At 62.8% G+C, this 23,852-nt stretch carries 19 protein-coding genes; 3 read left to right on the forward strand and 16 right to left on the reverse strand.

Features of this window, described 5'->3' with window-relative positions:
* Window positions 1–216 precede the first annotated feature (216 nt).
* The 12 genes from FIV39_RS28355 to FIV39_RS28410 all read right to left on the reverse strand — a co-directional run bounded on the left by FIV39_RS28355 (window position 217) and on the right by FIV39_RS28410 (window position 16,470).
* On the reverse strand, window positions 217–1,836 hold the full coding sequence (locus FIV39_RS28355) for a methyl-accepting chemotaxis protein (RefSeq protein WP_090403156.1): 1,620 nt from the start codon (window positions 1,834–1,836) through the stop codon (window positions 217–219).
* 68 nt (window positions 1,837–1,904) lie between these two features.
* Window positions 1,905–2,600 carry an anaerobic ribonucleoside-triphosphate reductase activating protein gene (locus FIV39_RS28360; RefSeq protein WP_090403154.1) on the reverse strand — a complete coding sequence of 232 codons (696 nt, stop codon included), beginning with the start codon at window positions 2,598–2,600 and terminating at the stop codon, window positions 1,905–1,907.
* Window positions 2,597–2,752, reverse strand: a complete 156-nt coding sequence (gene nrdD, locus FIV39_RS28365; protein WP_027607168.1) for an anaerobic ribonucleoside-triphosphate reductase — start codon at window positions 2,750–2,752, stop codon at window positions 2,597–2,599. Before nrdD ends, FIV39_RS28360 begins: the two co-directional genes overlap by 4 nt.
* A 31-nt stretch (window positions 2,753–2,783) precedes the next feature.
* Entirely contained in the window at window positions 2,784–4,784 is a 2,001-nt protein-coding gene (locus FIV39_RS28370; protein ID WP_090403153.1) for a ribonucleoside triphosphate reductase, read from the reverse strand.
* A gap of 298 nt (window positions 4,785–5,082) precedes the next feature.
* Window positions 5,083–6,069: a GTP 3',8-cyclase MoaA gene (gene moaA, locus FIV39_RS28375; protein WP_090403151.1), complete on the reverse strand. Its 987-nt coding sequence runs from the start codon at window positions 6,067–6,069 to the stop codon at window positions 5,083–5,085.
* 1 nt (window position 6,070) lies between these two features.
* Complete coding sequence (locus tag FIV39_RS28380; RefSeq protein ID WP_090403149.1) at window positions 6,071–7,000, reverse strand: peptidylprolyl isomerase; 930 nt, start codon at window positions 6,998–7,000, stop codon at window positions 6,071–6,073.
* 10 nt (window positions 7,001–7,010) lie between these two features.
* Window positions 7,011–7,691, reverse strand: coding sequence for a respiratory nitrate reductase subunit gamma (narI, locus tag FIV39_RS28385; RefSeq protein ID WP_090403147.1), 681 nt, complete (start codon window positions 7,689–7,691; stop codon window positions 7,011–7,013).
* On the reverse strand, window positions 7,684–8,439 hold the full coding sequence (gene narJ / locus FIV39_RS28390; RefSeq protein WP_027607173.1) for a nitrate reductase molybdenum cofactor assembly chaperone: 756 nt from the start codon (window positions 8,437–8,439) through the stop codon (window positions 7,684–7,686). The genes narI and narJ overlap by 8 nt, the downstream gene beginning before the upstream one ends.
* A gap of 3 nt (window positions 8,440–8,442) precedes the next feature.
* Entirely contained in the window at window positions 8,443–9,981 is a 1,539-nt protein-coding gene (narH, locus tag FIV39_RS28395) for a nitrate reductase subunit beta (RefSeq protein WP_027607174.1), read from the reverse strand.
* 1 nt (window position 9,982) lies between these two features.
* The gene (locus FIV39_RS28400; protein ID WP_090403144.1) at window positions 9,983–13,756 is read right to left on the reverse strand and encodes a nitrate reductase subunit alpha; all 3,774 of its coding nucleotides are present in this window, start codon (window positions 13,754–13,756) and stop codon (window positions 9,983–9,985) included.
* 57 nt (window positions 13,757–13,813) lie between these two features.
* Window positions 13,814–15,211: a NarK family nitrate/nitrite MFS transporter gene (locus FIV39_RS28405; protein WP_090403142.1), complete on the reverse strand. Its 1,398-nt coding sequence runs from the start codon at window positions 15,209–15,211 to the stop codon at window positions 13,814–13,816.
* A 2-nt stretch (window positions 15,212–15,213) separates the two neighbouring features.
* Window positions 15,214–16,470 carry an MFS transporter gene (locus tag FIV39_RS28410; protein ID WP_090403140.1) on the reverse strand — a complete coding sequence of 419 codons (1,257 nt, stop codon included), beginning with the start codon at window positions 16,468–16,470 and terminating at the stop codon, window positions 15,214–15,216.
* A 310-nt stretch (window positions 16,471–16,780) separates the two neighbouring features.
* On the opposite strand from FIV39_RS28410, the gene FIV39_RS28415 reads away from it, so the two are divergent.
* The 3 genes from FIV39_RS28415 (at window position 16,781) to FIV39_RS28425 (ending at window position 20,242) form a co-directional block, all read left to right on the forward strand.
* Complete coding sequence (locus FIV39_RS28415) at window positions 16,781–18,583, forward strand: HAMP domain-containing protein (RefSeq protein WP_090403137.1); 1,803 nt, start codon at window positions 16,781–16,783, stop codon at window positions 18,581–18,583.
* Window positions 18,580–19,227: a two-component system response regulator NarL gene (narL, locus tag FIV39_RS28420; protein WP_090403135.1), complete on the forward strand. Its 648-nt coding sequence runs from the start codon at window positions 18,580–18,582 to the stop codon at window positions 19,225–19,227. The genes FIV39_RS28415 and narL overlap by 4 nt, the downstream gene beginning before the upstream one ends.
* 334 nt (window positions 19,228–19,561) lie before the next feature.
* Entirely contained in the window at window positions 19,562–20,242 is a 681-nt protein-coding gene (locus tag FIV39_RS28425; RefSeq protein ID WP_090403133.1) for a Crp/Fnr family transcriptional regulator, read from the forward strand.
* Between the two features lies 1 nt (window position 20,243).
* Here FIV39_RS28425 and FIV39_RS28430 read toward each other — a convergent pair whose 3' ends face one another.
* The 4 genes from FIV39_RS28430 to FIV39_RS28445 are packed head-to-tail and all read right to left on the reverse strand — an operon-like array spanning window position 20,244 to window position 23,783.
* Window positions 20,244–20,753: a nitrous oxide reductase accessory protein NosL gene (locus FIV39_RS28430; protein ID WP_090403131.1), complete on the reverse strand. Its 510-nt coding sequence runs from the start codon at window positions 20,751–20,753 to the stop codon at window positions 20,244–20,246.
* Between the two features lie 29 nt (window positions 20,754–20,782).
* Window positions 20,783–21,613, reverse strand: coding sequence for an ABC transporter permease (locus FIV39_RS28435; RefSeq protein WP_090403130.1), 831 nt, complete (start codon window positions 21,611–21,613; stop codon window positions 20,783–20,785).
* Complete coding sequence (locus FIV39_RS28440; RefSeq protein ID WP_090403128.1) at window positions 21,610–22,533, reverse strand: ABC transporter ATP-binding protein; 924 nt, start codon at window positions 22,531–22,533, stop codon at window positions 21,610–21,612. The genes FIV39_RS28435 and FIV39_RS28440 overlap by 4 nt, the downstream gene beginning before the upstream one ends.
* On the reverse strand, window positions 22,533–23,783 hold the full coding sequence (locus FIV39_RS28445; RefSeq protein WP_244176476.1) for a nitrous oxide reductase family maturation protein NosD: 1,251 nt from the start codon (window positions 23,781–23,783) through the stop codon (window positions 22,533–22,535). The genes FIV39_RS28440 and FIV39_RS28445 overlap by 1 nt, the downstream gene beginning before the upstream one ends.
* Between the last annotated feature and the right edge of the window lie 69 nt (window positions 23,784–23,852).

Raw genomic sequence — 23,852 nt, forward strand, 5'->3', positions numbered from 1 at the left:
ACCCTTAACCGAGTACACCAGTCACAACTCCGGTCGGCTCGAAGACTGCAAAAGCCAGAGCAAAAGCAGACCGAGGTCTACCTGATATATGCAGATCCAAATGTGGGAGGGGCGGTGCGACGATTCGACTTGCCCCCGATGAGGGCGTGTCTGTTGATGCACCTGCCACTGCCCCACCGCCATCGGGGGCCAGCCCCCTCCCACAGTCAGGCGAAGTTACACCTTGAACCGCGCCACCGTCTGATGCAGCGTCCCCGCCATCCCGGCCAGGTCATGCCCCGCCGTCTCGGTGTGTATCGCGCCCTGCAACACCTGCTGCGACAGGTTGCGAATGCCCACCAGGTTGCGATCCACTTCCCGCGCCACCAGTGCCTGTTCTTCGGTAGCGCTGGCAATCATCATATTGCGTTCGTTGATCTGCGAGATCGACCGAGTGATTTCGTCCAGCGCCTCTCCCGAACGTTGCGCCACGCTCAAGGTCGCCTGTACCCGCTCGCTGCTGCTGTGCATGGCGGCCACCGCGTGTTCGGTGTCCTGGCGGATACTGCCGATCATCTGCTCGATCTCCTGGGTCGAGGTCTGGGTGCGATGGGCCAGTGCGCGCACTTCATCGGCGACCACCGCAAACCCGCGTCCGGCATCCCCGGCGCGGGCCGCTTCGATGGCCGCGTTCAACGCCAGCAGGTTGGTCTGGTCGGCAATGCTGCGGATCACTTCGAGCACGCTGCTGATGTCTTGCACGCGGCCGGCCAGTTGCTGGATACGCTCCGATGTTTCCACCACACCGGTGGCCAAGGTGTTGATCGACGCCACGGTTTCCTGCACCTGCGCCTGTCCACGCTGGGCGGTCTGCTCCGACAGGCGCGAGGCTTCGCTGGTGCTCACGGCATTGCGTGCCACTTCGTCTACAGCGGCAGTCATTTCATTCACGGCGGTGGCGGCCTGTTCGATTTCCTGGCCCTGCAACTGCAGGCTGCTGCTGGTCTGGCCGCTGACCGCGCTCAACTCTTCCGACGAACTGGCCACGCCGTCCACCGACGCGGCGATATGCCGGACCATCTGGTTAAGGCTCTGCTGCATCTGGTGCAGATTGCGCATCACACTGCCGTCGATACTGTTGCCCAGTGGCACCTCGATGGTCAGGTCGCCCTGGGCGATATGACTTAACACCCGCGCCACTTCATCCGGCTCGCCGCCCAGCGGTCGGGTGACGCTGCGCGTGACGATCACCGCCGCCGCCACCACCAGGGTCAGGCACAGCAGGAACAACCCGAGCATGGTGCGTCGGGCCTCGTCATACAGGGTTTGCGCCGCCTGCTGGCGCTCGGCGAACAACCGTCCCTGCATGGCCATCAACGCATCCAGGCTCTTGAACACTTCCAGCTCGGCGGGGATCACCTGTTGCTTGAGCTGGGCCAGGCCCTGCTCGCGCGCGCCCTGTCTGATCAGCGCCTGCACCTGGGTGAAGGCCGCTACGTAGGCTTCACGGTGGGTTTTCAAGGTGGCATAGGCGGCCTTGCCCTCGGCGGTGTCGAGCAGCGGCTCAAGGGTGGCGAACGCCTGGGTGATGCGCTCGCGCGTGGTGCCGATGGAGGCCTGGGCCTGCTGGTTATCCTGGTCGATCAGCAGGTCGCGGGTGTTGCGCCCGTTATCGCGCACTCCGGTGGCGATCACCATGATCGGCGCGATCCGGGGCCAGTCCTGCTGCACGATCTGCTCAGACTGCTGCTTGAGGGTCGCCAGGTCGTGCAGGGCGTAAAACACCAAGCCGACCAGCGCCAACGGCGCAATCGCGAAACCGATGACAATGCGTTGTGCCGTGGTTAATTGCTTCATTGTGATAGTCCCTGATGAAAACCTGCCCGTCATGGACAGCATCTATAAAAATCCGCTGAGGGCACGCATCACCCTCGCAATACAAAAGCAGGAAACAACTCGCGCAAGCGGCCCCATAACTCCGGCAATGCGGCCTGTGCCGGTGAACTCGACAATTGCGCATCGAGCATGCTGGCCGTGCGCACCATTTGCACCGCGAAGCGTTGCACGCCGTTGGCTTGCAAACGCTGGGCCAGCAACAGCAACCGAGGGGGGTCGATCAAATGCCAATGCACCGTGGTGCGGCATTCGTATTCCACGCCGCTGGCCAGCAGAGTGTCGAGGCTGCGCCAGTTGGCGGCACCGCTGTTCTTGACCTGGGTAATCAACCGGCAATCCTCGGCCAGTGCCTTGACGTCAAAGCCGACCCAATCGGCATGACGCAACGCATTGGCAAACCCTGCCGGTTTGATCCCGGCACTGTGCAGGCCAACGCGAAAACCCATCGCCCGCACTTCATCCATGGCTGCCGGTAAGCCTTCCTGCAAGGTCGGCTCGCCACCACTGAACACCACGGCGTCGAGCAAGTCCTTGCGCCGCTGCAAAAACAGCAACACCCGGCGCCAATCCACCTCCGCGCTACCGCGCGGTGGGATCAGGTCCGGGTTGTGGCAGTAACGACAGCGCCAGGCACAGCCCTGGCAAAACAGCACACAGGCGAGCATGCCGGGGTAGTCGAGGGTGGTCAGGGGCACCAGGCCCCCGACCCGTAGCGCTCGACTCATTGGCGCCCGGCCACGGCGGCCGTTTCAGTGAAATGCACACGTTCCTTGTGCTCGGATTGTTTACCGGGATTGAACGCCGACACCGGCCGGTGATAACCCATCACCCGGGTCCAGACTTCGCAGCGCTGACGTTGTGGCTGGGATGTTTGCATGGTGAATCTCCTTGCGGGTTGGAAGATCGGTTCAGTGCGCAGCGGCAAGTGCGAGGATTTCATCGCACTTGGGGCAGAACTCATGCTCACCGGCCAGGTAGCCGTGCACCGGGCAGATCGAGAAGGTCGGGGTGATCGTCAGGTACGGCAGGCGGAACCGCCCCAACGCCTTGCGCACCAGTTGCTTGCAGGCCTGCGCCGAGGAAATCTGCTCGGCCATGTACAGATGCAACACGGTGCCGCCGGTGTATTTGCATTGCAGTTCGTCTTGCAGCTCCAGGGCTTCGAAGGGGTCTTGGGTAAAGCCCACCGGCAGTTGCGACGAGTTGGTGTAGTACGGCGCGACGTCGCTGCCGGCCTGCAGGATGTCCGGGTAACGCTTGCGGTCTTCCTTGGCGAAGCGATAAGTGGTGCCTTCGGCCGGGGTGGCTTCGAGGTTGTAGAGGTGGCCGGTGTCTTCCTGGAAACGCAGCAAGGTGGCGCGAACATGGTCGAGCAGCTTGAGGGCAAACGCGCGGCCCTCTTCGGTATGCATGCCCTGCTCGTCGCCGGTGAAATTGCGCAGCATCTCGTGCATGCCGTTGAGGCCGATGGTGGAGAAGTGATTGCGCAAGGTGCCGAGGTAACGCTTGGTGTACGGGTACAAGCCAGCGTCCATATGGTGCTGGATCACCTTGCGCTTGACCTCCAGGCTTTCCATGGCCATGTCCATCAGGCTGTCCAGGCGCTGCAACAAACCCGAGGTGTCGCCCTTGAACAGGTAGCCGAGGCGCGCGCAGTTGATCGTCACCACGCCCAGGCTGCCGGTCTGCTCCGCCGAACCGAACAACCCACCGCCGCGCTTGAGCAGCTCACGCACGTCCAGTTGCAGGCGGCAGCACATCGAGCGCACCTGGTTGGGCTGCATATCGGAATTGAGGAAGTTCTGGAAATACGGCAGGCCGTAGCGCGCGGTCATCTCGAACAGGCGGTCGGCGTTCTCGCTGTCCCAAGGAAAATCGTGGGTGATGTTGTAGGTGGGAATCGGGAAGGTAAACACCCGGCCCTTGGCATCGCCGGCCTGCATCACTTCGATATAGGCGCGGTTGATCAGCTCCATTTCCGCTTGCAGGTCGCCATAGGCAAACGGCATCTCCTCACCACCGATCACCGGTACCTGCTCGCGCAGGTCTTCCGGGCACACCCAGTCGAAGGTCAGGTTGGTAAACGGCGTCTGGGTGCCCCAGCGCGACGGTACGTTGAGGTTGTAGATGAACTCCTGCACCGCCTGGCGCACCTCGGCGTAACTCAGTTGGTCCTTGCGCACATAGGGCGCCAGGTAGGTATCGAACGAACTGAACGCCTGGGCGCCGGCCCATTCGTTTTGCAGGGTGCCGAGGAAATTGACCATCTGCCCCAGGGCGCTGCTCAAGTGCTTGGGCGGCCCGGCTTCCACACGTCCCGGCACACCATTGAGGCCTTCATGCAGCAGTGAACGCAGCGACCAGCCGGCGCAATAACCGGCGAGCATGTCGAGGTCATGGATATGCAAATCCGCCTCGCGGTGCGCGCGGCCGATCTGCTGGCTGTAGACCTCGTCGAGCCAATAGTTGGCGGTGACCTTGCCCGACACGTTCAACACCAGCCCTCCCAGGGAGTAGCCCTGGTTGGCGTTGGCTTGCACGCGCCAGTCTTCGCGGTCGAGGTATTCGTTCATCGAGGTGGCGACTTCCACCAGGGTCTTGCGGTCGCGGCGCAGACGGCCGTGTTGTTCGCGGTAGACGATATAGGCGCGCATTGAGAGGAAGTAGCCGGCGTCCATCAGCACGCGTTCGACGCTGTCCTGGACTTGTTCGACGTCCAGCTGCTCGATGCCCCTCAGGCGGGCCAGGACGGCGCCCAGTAACAGGTCGACGTCGGCCTCTTGGTACTCGCCGGTTGCGGTGCCGGCAGCGGTCAGGGCGTGGTGGATTTTTTCGGCGTTGAAGGGGACCAGGCTGCCGTCGCGTTTGTGTAGGCGGGTGCTGACCAGCGGGGTGAGCGTGTTTTGCATTTTCCGGGCTCCAGGCACTACATGTAGATGTTTTTAGGCTTACAGACACAATATGCAGTGAGGTTACGGAGAATGGGGTGGGGATCCCTTGATCGGGGTCAAGGTTTTTTGATTGGGTACATATCCGTTATTTAGGGATATGTGGAGATCCAAATGTGGGAGGGGGCTTGCCCCCGATGAGGGAGTGTCAGTTGATGGATTTGGTACTGACCCACTGCAATCGGGGGCAAGCCCCCTCCCACATTTTTACCGAGTACATCAGACACAAAACCGGCAGGCCGAAGTAATGGATATGTACTCACCCCCCACTCATATTCATAAACCGCACCACCTGCACCTCCCCCGCCCCACTGAAATCATGCCGCAACGGCTTGCCCTCCAACCCCCTGTGCAACGCCTCAACCAAAGGCCCATCCTCCCCCGGATAGCGCCGTAACAAAGCGCGAAAATCCACCGCATCCTCCTGCCCCAGGCACAACAACAACTGCCCCTCCACCGTCATCCGTACCCGATTACAACTGCCACAAAAATTATGCGAATTCGGCGAAATAAACCCCACCCGCGTCCCCGGATGCCGTGCCAACCGCACATACCGCGCTGGCCCTCCGCTGTTCTCGGTGCTGTCGATCAGCCCATGCTCACGGGCAATCAGCGCCCGCACTTCATCGCTGGAGCAGAACGTCTCCCCTCGCGACCGCCCCACGTCCCCCAGGGGCATTTCCTCGATAAAACTGATGTCGACACCCTGCTCAATGGCATACCGCACCAATGCCGGCACTTCGTCAAAATTGCGCCCCTTCATCACCACGCAGTTGAGCTTGACCCGCTCGAACCCCGCATCCCGCGCGGCCTCGATACCGTCCAGCACTTGGCGCAGATCACCGTTGCGGGTAATCGCGCGAAAGCGCTCAGGGTCCAAGCTATCGAGGCTGATGTTCATGCGCTTGACCCCCGCCTCCACCAACGGCCGCGCCAGTCGCGCCAACTGCGAGCCATTGCTGGTCATCACCAGTTCACGCAGCCCCGGCAGCGCCGCGATGTTGCGGCACAGACCGAGAATGCCCGGGCGAATCAATGGCTCGCCCCCGGTCAGGCGGATCTTGCGCACGCCCTGCCCCACAAACAGCGCGGCCAGGCGTTCCAGTTCTTCCAGGGTCAGCACCTGCTGGCGCGGCAGGAATGTCATGTTTTTCGCCATGCAATACACACAGCGAAAATCACAACGGTCGGTCACCGACAAGCGCAGGTAATCGATCGAACGGCCCACCCCATCCACCAGGCTCATGTCACTGCACCAACGGTGAGTCGGCACCCTGCAGCGCGATGCCGCGGATGTCCGCCGCGCCGATCAGGGTTTGCAGGTACTGCACCAATGCCTTCTGCCACACCCCTTGCTGCAACTGGGTGCGAATCGCTACAGCCACGGCTTCGTACGGCAACGGCTGGCCTTCGATACGCTGGTCGACACTGATCACATGCCAGCCGTAACGGCTCTCCAGCGGCTTGGCGGCCAGGCCTGGGGCCAGGGTGAACAGCTGGCGCTCCAGCTCGGGCACGGTCTGGCCTTTGCTCACCTGGCCCAACGAACCACCCTGGGCCTTGGACGGGCAGGCCGAGTATTTGAGCGCCAGTTCGGCAAATTGGCCGGGCTGTTCTTCCAGGCTCAGCAGCAGGACTTCGGCCTGGGTGCGCGCCAGGTGGCGCGCCTCGGCATCGTCCGGCGCGCATTCGAGCAGGATGTGCCGCGCCGCCAACAAAGGCGCGCTGTGAAAGCGTCCACGGTTGTTCTCGAAGTAGCGCACACAGGTCGCCTCGTCGCAGTCCGGCACCGTGACCTCACGCTCCAGCAGCAGGCGCGTGGCCGCCTCTTCTTCGTTCTCACCGGCGGCGATCTCCACCGCCAGGCCCAGCTCGGCGATCCGCTGCTGCAACAGCTCGCGGATCACCAGCGCACGGGCGGCCAGGTACACCGCCTCCTCGCGGCTGTCGGCCGGGTGGTATTGCAACTCCAGGGCCATGGCCTCGGGCGTGACCGCCACGCCATTGACGCTGATGATCGGCCATTCCTGTTCACTGCTGGCGATCAACTCCGGCGCCTTGAGTTCCTCGAAAGGCGCCTGGGCTACAACCTCGGCCATCATCACCGGTTCTTTGGCCGACGAGCCGCAACCACCGCTGCCGCCGTTACCGCCACCACATCCGCATCCTGTAGTCATGACGTTCTCCTCAGTACTTCTGCCGCACGATTTGATAACGACGCCCCAGGTACCAGATCGGCGCGCTGACCATGTGCACCAAGCGGGTAAACGGGAACAGCACAAACAGGGTCAAGCCCAGCGCCACGTGGGCCTTGTAGATCAGGCTGACCGGCTCGATCGAAGCCGCCGCGTCCAGCGGACGCAACAGCACCACGTTCTGCGCCCAGTCGGCGAGCATCACCATCACCGAACCGTCCATATGCCCGGTAGAGGCAACGATGGTCAGCAAACCCAGCACCAACTGCGCCAGCAGCACCAGCAGGATCAGGATGTCCGACGGGCTCGAGGTAGCCCGCACGCGCGGGTCACCCAGGCGGCGCTTGACCAGCATCAGCAGGCCCACCAGACACAGCAGGCCGAAGAAGCCACCCGAGACCATCGCCAGCAACTGCTTGTTCTCAGTGCTGATCACATGGTGGTAGATCGACGCCGGGGTCAGCAGGCCGACAAAATGCCCGGCCAGCACGAACAGCACGCCGATATGGAAGAAGTTGCTCGCCACACGCATGCCACGGTTGTTGAGCATCTGGCTGGAGCCGGCCTTCCAGGTGTACTGCGACAAGTCGAACCGCGCCCAACTGCCCAACAGGCAGATCGCCAGGGCCACATAGGGGTACACCCCGAATACCAGCAAATTCCACTTAGACATTACCCACCTCCCCGGCGGGCGCTGCGGCCCGGCCTTCTTGCTGAAAATCCACCCAGTGCAACGGCACCGCGCTTTCTTCGCGGGCCTTGCCCGGACTGCTCGGCATTGAACTGCAACGGTCCTGCTGTTCGGCCTGCATAAAGTCCACCGCTTCCTCTTCCCAGATTTTGTCCAGGGCTTCGAGGGAGTCGTCGCGCGGTTCGGCGGCGACCTGGGCACGCAGTTCGGCCACGGCCTGGTGCGGCTCGGCGCCGGCAATCTGCAACAACGCACGGAAGCAACTGGCATAGCCGCTCTCACGCTCGTCCAGACGCGCGGCGAGCAAGGCCAACAGGTGCGCCACATCCGCCAGGCCCTCACGGGCCTCGATGTCTTCGCGGGTGGACAGGAACTCCAGGTACAACGGGATGTAGTCCGGCAGCTCCTTGACGCCGATAGCAAACCCGGCTTCTTCGTACTGGGCCATCATGTCGACCATGGCCTGGCCGCGGTCGCGGGACTCGCCGTGCACGTGTTCGAACAACAACAGCGACAGCGAACGCCCCCGGCCAAACAGCGCGCCGTAGTGTTCCTGGCCGTCCATCAGGTCATTGGCACAGATCAGTTCCAGCAGCTCGAACAACGCACCGCGCTGCTTGGGGCTGATTTCCCGCGATTCGAGAATCGCCTGCTCCAGTTCATCGCGACCGTTCACCAGGGTCTCGGTGGGGTAGTCGAGCAGCAACGAAATCACTTTAAGAATGCGCATGGCTCAGTCCTCCCAGATCTGGACGGTTTTCAGCACGTCACGGCGGTTGGCCTTCTTGGCGCCGAACATGTTGGTGTCGGAACTGCCGCTGCAACCGCTGCCGAAGCTGAAACCACAGCCGGAGCGTTCAGCGAACGCGTCGCTCATGGCGTCTTCACGGTGGGCGCTCGGTACCACGAAGCGGTCTTCGTAGTTGGCGATCGCCAGGTAGCGGTACATCTCTTCCACCTGTTCAACGCTCAGGCCGACGTCTTCGAGCACTTGCAGGTCCTGCACGCCATCGACTTGCTGGGAGCGCTTGTAGGCGCGCATCGCCAACAGGCGCTTGAGTGCACGCTTGACCGGTTTTTCATCGCCGGCGGTGAGCATGTTCGCCAGGTACCGCAGCGGAATACGCAGGCTGTCCACATCCGGGATCACCCCGTTCATGCCCACGGTGCCGGCAGCGGCGGCGTTCTGGATCGGTGACAGCGGCGGTACGTACCAGACCATCGGCAAGGTGCGGTATTCCGGGTGCAGCGGCAGCGCCAGCTTCCAGTCGACGGCCATTTTGTACACCGGCGAACGCTGGGCCGAGTCGATCACCGACTGCGGCACGCCATCGGCCAGGGCCTGGCGAATCACCGCTGGGTCATTCGGGTCGAGGAAGATTTCCAGTTGCTTCTCGTACAGGTCCTGCTCGTTGGCGGTGCTCGCCACTTCGCTGATGCGGTCGGCGTCGTACAGCAGCACACCGAGGTAGCGAATCCGACCCACGCAGGTTTCGGCGCACACGGTCGGCATACCGGCTTCGATACGCGGGTAGCAGAAGATGCACTTCTCGGACTTGCCGCTCTTCCAGTTGAAGTAGATTTTCTTGTACGGGCAGCCGCTGATGCACATGCGCCAGCCCCGGCACTTCTCCTGGTCGATCAGCACGATGCCGTCTTCTTCACGCTTGTAGATCGCACCGCTCGGGCAGGATGCCGCGCACGCCGGGTTGAGGCAGTGCTCGCACAGGCGCGGCAGGTACATCATGAAGGTGTTTTCGTACTCGCCATAAATGTCGGCCTGGATCTGGTCGAAGTTTTTGTCCTTGCGGCGCTTGGCGAATTCGGTACCGAGGATTTCCTCCCAGTTCGGGCCCCACTCGATCTTTTCCATGCGCTTGCCGGACACCAGCGAACGCGGGCGTGCGGTCGGCTGGTGCTCGCCCAATGGCGCGGTGTGCAGGTGCTGATAGTCGAAGTCGAACGGCTCGTAGTAGTCGTCCAGGCTCGGCAGGTCGGGGTTAGCGAAGATGTTCGCCAACACGCGGAACTTGCCGCCGATGCGTGGGTTGATCGAGCCGTTGGCGTTGCGCACCCAGCCGCCCTTCCACTTGTCCTGGTTTTCCCACTCTTTGGGGTAGCCGATGCCGGGCTTGGACTCGACGTTGTTGAACCAGGCGTATTCCATGCCTTCACGGCTGGTCCACACGTTCTTGCAGGTGATCGAACAGGTGTGGCAGCCGATGCATTTGTCCAGGTTGAGGACCATGCCGATCTGTGAGCGAATTTTCATCTCAGTTCTCCTCGATGTCAGTCGGCAATGGGCGCGGCAAGTCATCGCCGCTGGAGCCATCGAGCCAGTCGACCTTGGCCATCTTGCGCACCACGACAAACTCATCGCGGTTGCAACCGACCGTGCCGTAGTAGTTGAAACCGTAGGCCTGCTGGGCATAGCCGCCGATCATGTGAGTCGGCTTGAGCACCACGCGGGTTACCGAGTTGTGGTGGCCGCCACGGGTCTTGGTGGTTTCCGAACCCGGCACGTTCACGATGCGTTCCTGGGCGTGGTACATCATCACCATGCCTTCCTTGACGCGCTGGCTGACCACCGCACGGGCGGTCAATGCACCGTTGACGTTGAAGCATTCGATCCAGTCGTTGTCTTCGATGCCGGCGCGCTTGGCGTCGATTTCCGAGAGCCACACGATCGGTCCGCCACGGCTCAGGGTGAGCATCAGCAGGTTGTCGCTGTAGGTGCTGTGGATGCCCCACTTCTGGTGCGGGGTGATCCAGTTCAGCACAATCTCGGTCTCGCCATTGCTGCGCTTGCCCTTCACGCCTTCGATGGTGCGGGTGTTGACCGGTGGCCGGTAGCTCATCAACTGCTCGCCGAACGCCTGCATCCACGGGTGATCCTGGTAGAACTGCTGGCGGCCGGTGATGGTGCGCCATGGGATGTTTTCATGCACGTTGGTGTAGCCGGCGTTGTAGCTCACGTGCTCGTCTTCGAGGCCTGACCAGGTCGGGCTGGAGATGATCTTGCGCGGCTGCGCCTGGATGTCGCGGAAGCGAATCGCTTCGTGGGCCTTGGAGATCGCCAAGTGGCTGTGGTCGATGCCGGTGAATTCCGACAGCGCGGCCCAGGCTTTCAAGGCGACCTTGCCGTTGGTTTCCGGGGCCAGGGACAGGATCACTTCGGCGGCGTCGATGGCCGTGTCGATTTTCGGCCGGCCGTGGCTGATGCCCGCATCGCTTTCGTGATGGTTCAGTTCGCCGAGGAATTCGACTTCTTCATCGGTGTTCCAGTTGATGCCCTTGCCGCCGTTGCCGAGTTTTTCCAGCATCGGGCCCAGCGACGAGAACTGCTTGTAGATGTTCGGGTAGTCACGCTCCACCACTGCCATGTTCGGCGCGTTCTTGCCCGGAACCGGCGCCACACCGGCGCTTTTCCAGTCGGTGCCGCCAAACGGCTGGGCCAGTTCGCCGACGCTGTCGTGCATCAACGGTACGGTGACCAGGTCTTGCTCCACGCCCAGGTGGCCGACCGACATGGCCGAGAACGCCTTGGCGATGCCCTTGTAGATTTCCCAGTCGGAGCGCGACTCCCACGCCGGGTCGATGGCCGCCGACAACGGGTGAATGAACGGGTGCATGTCCGAGGTGTTCATGTCGTCTTTTTCGTACCAGGTGGCGGTCGGCAAGACGATGTCGGAATACACGCAGGTGGAGGACATGCGGAAGTCCAGGGTGGTCACCAGGTCAAGCTTGCCGATGGCGCCGTCCTCGACCCATTCGGCCTCGGTGGGCTTGCATTCGGTGCTGTGGCCGATGTCTTCGTTCATCACGCCGTTCTTGGTGCCCAACAGGTACTTGAGCATGTACTCATGGCCCTTGCCCGAGGAACCGAGCAGGTTGGAGCGCCAGATAAACATGTTGCGCGGGAAGTTCACCGGGCTGTCCGGCTGTTCGCAGGCAAAGCGCAGGCTGCCGTCCTGCCAGGATTTGACCACGTAGTCCTTCGGCGTCATGCCGGCGGCGGCGGCATCACGGCAGATGTGCAGCGGGTTGGTGTTGAGCTGCGGAGCACTGGGCAACCAGCCGGCGCGTTCGGCGCGGATGTTGTAGTCCAGGGCGTGTTCCGGGAACTGCGATTTGTCGGCCAGCGGCGAGAGCACGTCGTGCATGCTCATCTTCTCGTGGCGCCATTGCGAGCTGTGGCCGTAGAAGAAGCTGGTGCCGTTCATCTGGCGTGGCGGGCGGTTCCAGTCGAGGCCGAAGGCCAGGGGCAGCCAGCCGCATTGCGGGCGCAGTTTTTCCTGGCCGACGTAGTGGGCCCAGCCGCCGCCGGTCTGGCCGACGCAACCGCAGAGCATGAGCATATTGATCAGCCCGCGGTAGTTCATGTCCATGTGGTACCAGTGGTTCATCGCCGCGCCGACGATGATCATCGAACGGCCCTTGGTCTTGTCGGCGTTGTCGGCGAACTCACGGGCGATCTGGATGGCTTTCTCGCGGCTGACGCCGGTGATCGCTTCCTGCCACGCCGGGGTGCCCGGCACGCTGGCGTCGTCGTAGTCTTTGGCCACGTTCTGGCCGCCCAGGCCACGGTCGATGGCCAAGTTGGCGGCGGACAAGTCGAACACCGTCGCCACTTTGGCCACGCTGCCGTCGGCCAGGGTCACGCTGTGCACCGGCACGCGGCGGAACTGCACGGCATCGCCGGCCACGTGCTGGAAGTGTTCGTGGGCTTCGCCGGCAAAATACGGGAAGGCCACTTCGGCGACGTCGTCACCGATCAGGCTGAGTTTCAGGTCGATGGCGCGGCCTTCACCGCCCTCCTTCGCGAGGATGTTCCACTTGCCTTTCTCGCCCCAGCGGTAGCCGATGGAGCCTTGTGGCGACACCAGTTCACCGCTCTCGTCGAGGGCGATGGTTTTCCATTCCGGGTTGTTGTCCTGACCGAGGTTGCCGGTGAGGTCCGAGGCGCGCAGGAAGCGGTCGGGCTGGAAGCCGGCGCCGGGCGCGAACCCGGTCATCGGCTTGAGCATCACCAGCACCGGCAAGTCGGTAAAGCGCTTGGCGTAGTCGGTGAAGTAGGCGCTCGGTTTATCCAGGTGAAATTCCTTGAAGATCACGTGGTTGAAGGCCTGGGCCAACGCGGCGTCGGTGCCCTGCTTGGGGTTGAGCCAGAGGTCGGTGAGCTTGGCTACTTCCGAGTAGTCGGGGGTGATGGCCACGGTCTTGGTGCCCTTGTAGCGCACCTCGGTGAAGAAGTGCGCGTCCGGGGTGCGGGTCTGCGGGACGTTGGAACCCCAGGCGATGATGTAGTTGGAGTTGTACCAGTCGGCCGATTCCGGCACGTCGGTCTGCTCGCCCCACACCATCGGCGAGGCCGGTGGCAGGTCGCAGTACCAGTCGTAGAAGCTCAGGCACACGCCGCCGATCAGCGACAGGTAACGCGAGCCCGCCGCGTAGCTGACCATCGACATGGCCGGGATCGGCGAGAAGCCGACGATGCGGTCCGGGCCGTATTGCTTGATGGTGTAGACGTTGGAGGCAGCGATGATCTCGTTGACCTCCTCCCAGTTCGAGCGAATGAAACCGCCCATACCGCGCTTGCTCTTGTACGAGTCGGCCTTGACCTTGTCCTCGACAATGCTCGCCCACGCCTCGACCGGCGACAGGGTCTGGCGCGCGTCACGCCACAGCTTGAGCAGCGGTTTGCGGATCTTCGGGTACTTGAGGCGGTTGGCGCTGTAGATGTACCAGCTGTAGCTGGCACCCCGTGGGCAGCCGCGCGGCTCATGGTTAGGCAGGTCGTTGCGGGTGCGCGGGTAGTCGGTCTGCTGGGTTTCCCAGGTGATCAGGCCGTTCTTCACGTAGATCTTCCACGAGCACGAGCCGGTGCAGTTCACGCCATGGGTGGAGCGCACGATCTTGTCGTACTGCCAGCGCGAACGGTAGACGTTTTCCCAGTCGCGGGACTCTTTGCGGGTCTCACCGTGACCGTCGGAGAATTCGTTTTGCTTGCGGTTGAAGAACCGCAGTTGATCCAATAAGTGACTCATGATGCTTTCCTCATCAGGCGTGCCGTGGGGTGCGTTGCCCCGCGAATTCGTGGTCGATCAGCAGGGTGTGGCGCAGCCTTTGCGGGCGTACCACCACCAGGTCACGACGATGCAGCTCAGGTAGAAACCGACAAACATGTAGAAGGCCATCGCCGGGCTGCCGGTGGCGGCCATGGACGTGCCGAAAGACTTGGGAATGAAGAACGCACCAAAGGCGCCCATGGCCGAACTGAAGCCCAGCACGGCGGCGGACTCCTTGCCGGCATCCTTGATCGCCTGCTCGCGATCGGCGGCGGATTTACCGGCACTGGCCTTCTCGTGCTGGGTGCGGAAGATCACCGGGATCATGCGAAAGGTGGAGCCGTTGCCGACACCGGTGGTGATGAACAGCAGCATGAACATGCCGAGGAAGCCGTAGAAGCTGCCGCCCTGCCCGTTCACCGGCAAAAAGTGCAGCACGCCGAACACCATCACGATCATCAGCACGAAGTTCCACAAGGTCACCCGTGCGCCGCCCAGCTTGTCCGCCAGCCAGCCGCCGAGTGGGCGTACCAGGGCGCCGACCAGCGGGCCGAGGAAGGCGAATTTCAGCGCCACCACATCCGGGAACGAGGTCTTGATCAGCAGCGGAAACGCCGCCGAAAAGCCGATGAATGAGCCGAAGGTCGCCAGGTACAGCCAGCACATCAGCCAGTTGTGCTTGCGCTTGAAGATCACCGCCTGCTCGCTGAATGAAGCGCGGGCGCTGGACAGGTCATTCATGCCGAACCAGGCCGCCACGGTGACGGTAAGGATAAACGGCACCCAGATAAAACCGGCGTTCTGCAGCCAAAGTTGACTGCCATCCGGCAAGGTTTGCGGTTGACCGCCCACCAGGCCGAACACGCCGAACGTGATCACCAGCGGGACGCAGAACTGCATCACCGACACCCCCAGGTTGCCGAGGCCAGCGTTCAGGCCCAGGGCCGTGCCTTGCTGCGACTTGGGGTAGAAGAAGCTGATGTTGGACATGCTCGAGGCGAAGTTGCCGCCGCCGAAACCGCACAGCAGCGCGATCAGTACAAACACGCTGTAGGGGGTACTGGGGTCTTGCACCGCGTAGCCCATCCACAGCGACGGCAGCAGCAACGACGCGGTGCTCAGGGCGGTCCAGCGGCGGCCGCCGAAGATCGGCACCATGAACGAGTAGAACACCCGCAAGGTCGCACCGGACAAGCCCGGCAACGCCGCCAGCCAGAACAGCTGATCGGTGGTGAACGTAAAGCCGATGGCGTTCAGGCGCACGATCACCGTGCTCCACACCATCCACACGGCGAAGGCCAGCAACAGCGCGGGAATCGAGATCCACAGGTTGCGGGTCGCGGTCTTCTTGCCGCTGGCGCCCCAGAACGCCGGGTCTTCAGGGCGCCAGTCGTGAATCACCGGCCCCGAGCCGGGCTTTTGCGCGATGGACATGTTCATTCTCCTTGGAGAGGTTGGGCGGTTTTGCCCAACAGCGGTTGCTTGCGCATTTCGCTGAAGTACATCCAGGTCAGGGACACCCAGACCACGCCGTACATCAACATGAAGCAGGACGAGCGCACGCCGGTGAGGTCCACCAGGGCGCCAAACAGGATCGGCAGCACAAAGCCGCCCAGGCCACCGGCCAGGCCGACGATGCCGGACACCGCACCCATGTTCTGTGGGTAGTCATTGGCGATGTACTTGAACACCGAGGCCTTGCCGAACGCGAAGGCGATGCCCATCACAAACAGCAGCACGGTGAACAGGGTGGCGTTGAGGCCGATATGGAAATCCAGGGGACCACTGACGGTCTGCACCTGCAATTGGGTCTGCGGGTAGCTGAGCAGGAACAAGCAGATCCAGCTCACCCACAGCACCCACCAGGTCACGCTTTGGGCGCCCCAGCGGTCGGACATCCAGCCGCCCACCGCACGCAGCACGCCGCCCGGCAGGGAGAAGCAGGCGGCCAGCAACGCGGCGCTTTGCAGGCTGAAGCCGTATTCCTGCACGTAGTATTTGGTCATCCACAGCGCCAGGGCCACGTAGCCGCCGAACACAATCGAGTAGTACTGGCAGTAGCGCCACACGGCCGGGTCTTTCAGGCACAGCAGTTGCTCGCGCAGGGTGGCGCCGCCAGCACTGCGGTGGGCCTTGTTTTCGCTGGTGAGGAACCAGAACAGCAGCGCGGTGATAAACAGGATCGCGCCGAACACCTTGGGCACCAGGTGCCAGGTGCCGAGGGCGATCAGCGCCGGGGCCAGAAACTTGGTGACGGCGGCGCCCGCGTTGCCGGCGCCGAACACGCCCATGGCAAAGCCCTGGTTCTCTTTGTCGAACCACTTGGCGACGTAGGCGATGCCCACCGAAAACGAACCGCCGGCCAGGCCGACGAACAGGCCCAGTACCAGGAACTGCCAATAGGCGGTGGCGTAGGTGATCAGGTACAGCGGCAGCACACAGGCGAGCATCAACAGGAAGAACACGATGCGCCCGCCGAAGCGGTCGGTCAGCAGGCCGAGCGGAAGGCGCACCAGCGAGCCGGTCAATACCGGCGTGGCGGCCAACAGGCCGAACTGGGTTTCGTTGAGTTGCAACAGCTCTTTGATGGGTACGCCCAACACGGCGAACATCATCCACACCATAAAGCAGACGGTGAAAGCCAGGGTGCTCATGCCCAGCACCAGGCCCTGTCTCATACGGGGTTGAGTCACGGTATGCGCTCCAGAAAGTGATTCCATGAGCGCAGGTTAGGGGCGGCACCCCTGCGGAACTTGACCCAGGTCAACGTCCGCCTGGGGGGTATGGGGCTATGCTGGCCCCACATACCTCTAAGGAGGTAGTTCCAATAACAAGAGAAAGTCTTTATTTATCAATGGATTGGTCTCTTGTGCCGGTATTTTCCCGTGGGAGGGTTGGCCGGCAATTCTTTAGAGGTAGTGCGCCAGGGATTGCGGTTTTTCAGCCCTTTTCCCTTTGCAGGTGCCGCCATGCAGGCTTCCACCCCCCTTCACTTACGCCGCCATGTTTAACTGGCTGCGCAGCTCCCTGCCCGCTCGCGCCGGGTTGGCGGTGATCCTGATCGCCATCCTCGCCCTCGCCAGTTCCTTGAGCGCCGGCTTGATCGCCTGGTTCAGCCAGGGCGACGCGGCCGCCATCAACACCGCCGGCTCGGTGCGCATGGAGACCTACCACCTCAGCTGGAAACTCGCCGCCGGCGCGCCCACCGACGAGATCGACACCATCATCCACAGCCTGCAAGGGCGCCTCGACAGCCAATCGCTCAAGGCGGTGCTCGAAGACGGCCCGCGCAGCGCCCTGCTACAGAGCTACCAACAAATCCAGCAGCGCTGGAACGATGACTTGCGCCCGGCCGTGGCACGCGGCGACGCGCTGCTGTTCCAGGCCAGCGCGCCGGGTTTTGTCGATCAACTCAACCAGTTCGTCAGCCTGTTGCAGCAACAGAGCGAACAGAAACAAGGCTGGCAGCAGGGTATCCAGGGGCTGGCGCTGTTCAGCACGCTGATCATCCTGCTGATCGGCCTGTATGAACTGCAGTACGGCGTGGTCAACCCCCTGGAAGAACTGGTGCACGCGACCCGGCGCTTTCGTGACGGCGACTTCAAGACCCGGGTCAACCACCGCTCCGAAGACGAGCTGGGGCAACTGGCCCTGAGCTTCAACGCCATGGCCGAAACCATTGAACAATCCCACCGCACCCTGGAGAGCCAGGTGCGGCAGAAAACCCTCAACCTGCAACAAGCCAACGCCGCCCTCGAACTGCTCTACCAGAGCAGCCGCAGCCTGGCCACGCGCCTGGCGAATGCCGAGGGCCTGGATGAATTGATCCGGCGCTTCCAGAAACGCCTGCCGGGGCTGCGCCTGTCGCTGTGCCTGCAGGGGCACTTCCTCGCACCGGCCCAGCAGATGCTCTCGCTGCATGGTGAGAACGGCCGTAACGTCTGCGCCATCGGCGACTGCGCCTCCTGCCAGAAGATCCACGTCGCACTGCCCCAGGTGTTCAGCATCAGCAACCAGGGCGCGGAACTGGGTGAACTCAAGGCACACTTCCTCGACGGCCATGCGCCCCAGGACTGGGAGAAACAGTTGATCCAGGCCCTGGCCAACCTGATCGGCACCTCGCTGTCGCTCAAGCGCCAGCGTGAACAGGACCACCGCCTGCTGCTGCTCGACGAACGCACCATCATCGCCCGCGAACTGCACGATTCCCTGGCCCAGGCGCTGTCCTACATGAAGCTGCAAGTCAGCCGCATGCAAACCCTGATCCGCCGTGGCGAACCGGTGGAAACCCTGGCCACCGTCACCGCCGAACTGCGCGACGGCCTGAACAACGCCTACCGCCAACTGCGCGAATTGCTCACGACCTTCCGCCTGCAAATCCACGATGCCGGGCTGGTTCAGGAGCTACAGGACACCGCCGAAGAGTTCTCGCGGCGTGGCGAATTCCAGGTGCACCTGCATATGGACGCCCTGGCCTTTCAACTGTCGGCCAGCGAACAGATCCACTTGCTGCAGATCACCCGCGAAGCCCTCTCCAACTGCCTGCGCCATGCCCATGCGCAAAATGCCTGGCTGCAACTGCGCCAGGAGGGCGAGACCGTGAGCCTGAGCATCGAAGATGACGGCCGTGGTTTTTGCGAAGCGGTCGACAGGCGTGAACACCACGGCCTGACCATCATGGACGAACGCGCCCGCAGCCTGCACGGCCACCTCGACATCAGCCCCCGCGAGCCCCAGGGCACGCGGGTGCAACTGCGCTTTCACCCGGAATTTCTCGGGCAACCCCTACAAGGCACCCACGCATGAACACAGCCACTCGCCACCGTATCCTGCTGGTCGACGACCACCCGATGATGCGCCACGGCATGCGCCAGATGCTTGAACTGGAAGACGACCTGCAAGTGGTCGGCGAAGCCGGCAACGGCCAGGAAGCCCTGGACCAGATCGACGCGCTGCAACCGGACCTGGTGCTGCTGGACAACAACATGCCACACATGAACGGCCTCGAAACCCTGCGCCGCCTGCGCGCCATGAACTATGGCGGCAAGGTGTTGCTGTTTACCGTGTCCGACGCTGAAGACGATATTCGTGATGCGTTACGGCTGGATGCCAATGGCTATCTGCTCAAGGATATGGAGCCGGAATTGTTGATCCAGTACATCCGCGATGCGTTGCATGGCGCCTTGGTGATCAGCCCTGGCCTGACCCGCGTACTGGCCCAGGCCCTGCGCTCGCCGCAACCGCATGCGGCGGTGGAGTTGACTGAACGCGAGCGCCAGGTGCTGCGCACGATTGCCAGTGGGCACAGCAACAAGGTGATCGGGCATAAATTGGGGATTACCGAGGGGACGGTGAAGGTGCATGTGAAGAATTTGCTGCATAAGCTGGGGTTGCGGTCGCGGGTGGAGGCGGCGGTTTGGGCGATGGAGCATTTGCGGCAGGCGGGGTGAGTTTTTTTGGGGGCGGGTCAGTTAACAAATAAGTGACTGACACTCCCTCATCGGGGCATAAGTATCTACACATCTTGAGCCGCCCCCCCTGCGTAGCAGCTGTCGAGCCTTGGCGAGGCTGCGTCGGCGGTGTGTCAGACGCGCCGCAAACGCAGCCTCGCCAAGGCTCGACAGCTGCTACGCGTTATCCCACTGACGTTGTGTAGATACTTATGGACATCGGGGGCAAGCCGCCTCCCACATTTTTTACACAAGCCCTGCAAGAGGTACCCCCACAGAGGCATATCAACCCCGCGCCAAGCCCCCTACGCTACCCCATTGCGGAGGCCCAAACATGCTCACCCATCCCCACATCGTCCTCACCCTGCGTCGCCATCACCTGTTCAGCCAGCTCCCGGAAAAAACCTTCCAGGATGTCTGCACCCTGGCCAACCTCAAGCGCTTGCCCGGCCATGCGCCTTTGATGCATCAGGGCGACGCGGCTGACCGTTTCTTCCTGCTGGTCAGCGGCCAGATCAAGTTGCATCGGGTCACGGGCGAAGGCCAGGAACACCTGGTGGAAGTCATCCAGCCCGGCCAGACCTTTGCCGAAGCCCTGCTGTTCACCCAGGCCAAGGCCTACCCAGTGAGCGCCACTGCGCTCAAGGACAGTGTGCTGGTCAGCATCGAAGGCCAGCACTACCGCCGGGCCCTGGAGGACCAGCCGAAAATTTGCCTGGCAATCCTCGCCAGCATGAGCATCCACCTGCACCAACGCCTCAAGGACATCGACACCCTGACCCTGGCCAACGCCAGCCGCCGGGTGATCAACTTCCTGTTCCAGGAACGCGATGCGCTGAGTGGCGAGGTGGTGCTGCAAGTGCCCAAGCGCCTGGTGGCGTCGAAGCTGGGGATCCAGCCGGAGACCTTTTCAAGGATCCTGCACCGGCTGGTGGAAGGCGGGTTGATCGAGGTGCAGCGGCGCACCATCCGGATCTTGTGTGAAGAACAGTTGATGGGCTACCAGGCCGGCTGATTCAGTGCCCGCTATGCCCCGCTGGCTGTTGCAACAGCGCCAGGTCTATCTCGGTAAAGCGCAACACACTGCCCCCGGTGTCCGTCGCGACTTTCTGCGCCTTGGCCTCATCGGCAAACGAGGCCAGTACCACGCCCATCGCGCCCTTGAGCCCGGTGCCGAGCACATAGAACGCGGTGCGGGCATCGATCAGGTGCCTGTCGTCCGGCGTGTCCCACTGGCTGCGACCCATGTCATGCACATACAGCTTGGCGGTGTCATGGTGGTTTTCCGGTTGCAGCCACCAGCCGAGCATCTCGGCGGTGGAGCAGAACTTCTTCACCCCGCCCTGCTCCACCACTTGGCCCTTGGGTCCGGGGAACTCATTGATGACCATGCCGCACACGTGGCACTCATCGTTGGGATGAAATGCCACCGGCGCGTCACTGAAACTCGACGCCTGCTCCTTGTCGCAGGCTGTCAGCAGCAAACCGACCAGCAACGCCGCCAGTACCCGTGTCTTAAAACCCATATCGCTTACTCCAGCAGTCAAAAAAATCGTCAAGCGGCGCGACGCCGAAACATCCCATAGGCCAGCGCCAACGGCCCGGCCACCCAGGCCAACAGGCACGCCCACAGGGCCTGCGGCGGTACGTCGAGGTCCGTGCCCAGGGCCATGACCCCGATGGACTGCGTGCCCGTGCCGAAGCCGGACAGGTTGATCAGCCGATACACGTCGGTGGGGTTGAGCAGCAACAGCCAGGGCAACCCCTGCGGGCTGAACTGACCCTTGCCGACCACCAGCAGCGCCAGCAACGCCAGGTCGAACACCAGCACAAAGAAAAACCACACGCCCAGGGCCAGGCCGGCAGCGGTAGACTTTTCCGCGCAGCGGCTGCTCAGGGCATAGGCCAAGCCGAGAAACACCCAGCCCAATAACGTCGAGGTCAGCATGAAACGCCCAAAGGCCCAGAGCAGTACGCCGAGCTCGACGTCATCCACCAGCAGCGCAATGGCGAGCATCGCGCAGCCAAAGCCGAGCACCGTGGCCAGCGCCAGGATCAGCCCATGGCCGACAAACTTGCCCAACAGGATCTGCCCGCGCCCCAGGGGGTAGGTAAGCAACAGCAGCAAGGTGCCGCTTTCGTCTTCGCCGACAATCGCGTCATAGGCCAGCAGCAACGCAATCAACGGCATCAGGAAAGTCGCCAGGCTCGCCAGGCTGGCGATGGTCGCCGGTATCGAGGTAAAGCCCAGTTGCCCCGCAGCGGCGGCGCCCAGCCAGGCAATGCCGATGGCCAACACCGCGAACAACAGGCTGATCGCCAACAGCCAACGGTTGCGCAGGCCGTCGCAGAATTCCTTGCGGGCCATGTTCCAGATCGGTGTCATAACAGCGCCTCCTTGGCCGTGACCACGCCCGTGTTCACGTAATGGCGGTAGATGTCCTCCAGGGACGGCGCCAGCATCTCCACTTCGCTGGGGTTGTCCTCGGCGAGCAGCTGACGCAACAGCTCGACCTTGTTGGCGCTGCAGGCGGCCACTTGCAGCCCGTCGTCGCCCCAACGACGGGTGACGTGGCCGGCGGCGCTCCAGCGTTGTTGCAGGCGCTCGACATGCTGCAAGCCGCGACTGCGGATCAGCGTCGGCAGCCCGGTCTCGGCGCGCAGTTGCGCCAGGCTGCCGAGGGCGAGCAAGCGCCCCTGGGTGAGGATCGCCGCGCGGTGGATATGCGCTTCGACGCCGGGCAACACGTGGGAACACAGAATGATGCTGGTGCCTCCCGCACGCAGGCGGTCGAGCAGGCTATACAAGTCCTGGGTGGCAATCGGGTCGAGGCCCACCGTGGGTTCATCCAGCAGCAACAGTTGCGGCTCACCGAGCAACGCCTGGGCCAGGCCGAGGCGCTGGCGCATGCCTTTGGAGTAGGTCTTGACCCGGCGACCCGCCGCCACGCTCAGGCCGACGTCTTCGAGCAGGCGCGCCACCTGGTGCAGCGGCGCACCTTTGAGCCGGGCAAAGTGGCGCAGGGTTTCGACACCGCTCAGTTGCGGGTAGAACGTGACGTTTTCCGGCAAATACCCCAGGCGTTGCCGCACGTGGCTGTCCCTCGGTGAACGGCCAAACACCCGCACCTGCCCGGCGCTGGCCTCCAGCAAGCCCAACACCAGTTTCATGCTGGTGGTCTTGCCCGCGCCGTTGTGCCCGAACAGCCCCAGCACTTCGCCGGGCGCCAGGCTCAGGTTCAAGTCATGCAACACTGTGGCCTGCCCATAACGCTGGCTGACCCCTTCGATCTCGACCACGTTCATCATGCAGGTTCCTTGGGAATGGGGGTTTGCATCAGCGGGTGACTGTCCATCACACCCGGCGACTTCATCACCGGGAATGCGCGCTGCACCCAGCGCAGCAACTCGATGCCGGGGCTGTTCATCAGCAGGCGCACCTGGGGGTAGAGCCACAGCAGGCGGTCGACGTTGTCGTTGGGCTCGTAGGCCACATCGCCGAGGCCATCGCCATTGCGGTCCCAGCCAAGGTAATCGCTCCAGTAGTTGCCCCGGCCGTCGGCCGACCACTCCTGCAAGCGGCTGGCGACGTACTTGACCTGGCGTTGGTTGTCGACAAAGGCGTTGCCGGCGATGCGATTGTCTTCGGAGCCGGCGGTGAGGTGAATGCCCACCGCACTGCGCGCAAAACGGTTGCCTTCGATGCGGTTGAACAGCGAGTTGTAGATGAACAGCGCCTTACCTTCGCCGCCAGCAATCATGGTGTCGCCGGTGGCACCGTCGCGCACATCGGTGACGAGGTTGTCCTGCAAGGTGGAATAGGTGATGTAGTTCATCAGGATGCCGTAGTTCTGGTCCTGCTCGGAGCGGTTGCCGATCACCGTCAACTGGCGGCTCTGCATCAGGGCGTAGCCGGTGCGCGTACGGCGAGTGGTATTGCCCAGCACCTGGTTGTCGTTGGAAAACATGTAGTGGATGCCGTAGCGCAGGTCTTCCAGGGTGTTGCCTTGCAGCAGGTTGCCGTTGGAGGTGTCGATGTAGATGCCGTCGCGGGTGTCGCGCACTTGGTTGTCGATGACGCGGGCACCGTGTACTGCATACAGATGGATGCCGTTGCCACGGTCCTGGGAGCGGATGGACGGATCGCCCTGGATACGGTTGTCGATCAGGCTGACGTCCGCCGTGCCATCGACCCAGATACCGAAGCCCGGCCCTTGCAGGCGGTTGCCCACTAACTGAGTGCGCCGAGCCTGGGGCTGGATGAAGATGCCGGCGTTCATGGCGGTGAGGTCGCGGCCCCAATCGAGGAATGTACAGCCCTGGACGCTGACGTCCGGGGCGCTGATCAGCAGGCCATTGCCCTGGCCTTCGGCCTGGAAGACGGCACCGGGCGCGCAGGTCAATTGCAGCGGTTGATCGATGCGGAACGCGCCCCGGTATTCGCCGGCGGGCAGGCGCCAGCGGTTGGGGCCGTCGGTTTGCAGGGGCAAGTCGGTGAGTGGGCGCACAGTGGCGCCCACACCAAACGAGAGCAGTGCGAGCCCTATCAAGGTGATGAATGATCGAGCCACAGTGATGTCCTTAAACTGAATGCGGCTAAATGTGGGAGGGGGCTTGCTCCCGAT

It is taken from the genome of Pseudomonas grimontii (assembly GCF_007858185.1).
In the GTDB taxonomy this organism is placed as follows: Bacteria; Pseudomonadota; Gammaproteobacteria; order Pseudomonadales; family Pseudomonadaceae; genus Aquipseudomonas; species Aquipseudomonas grimontii.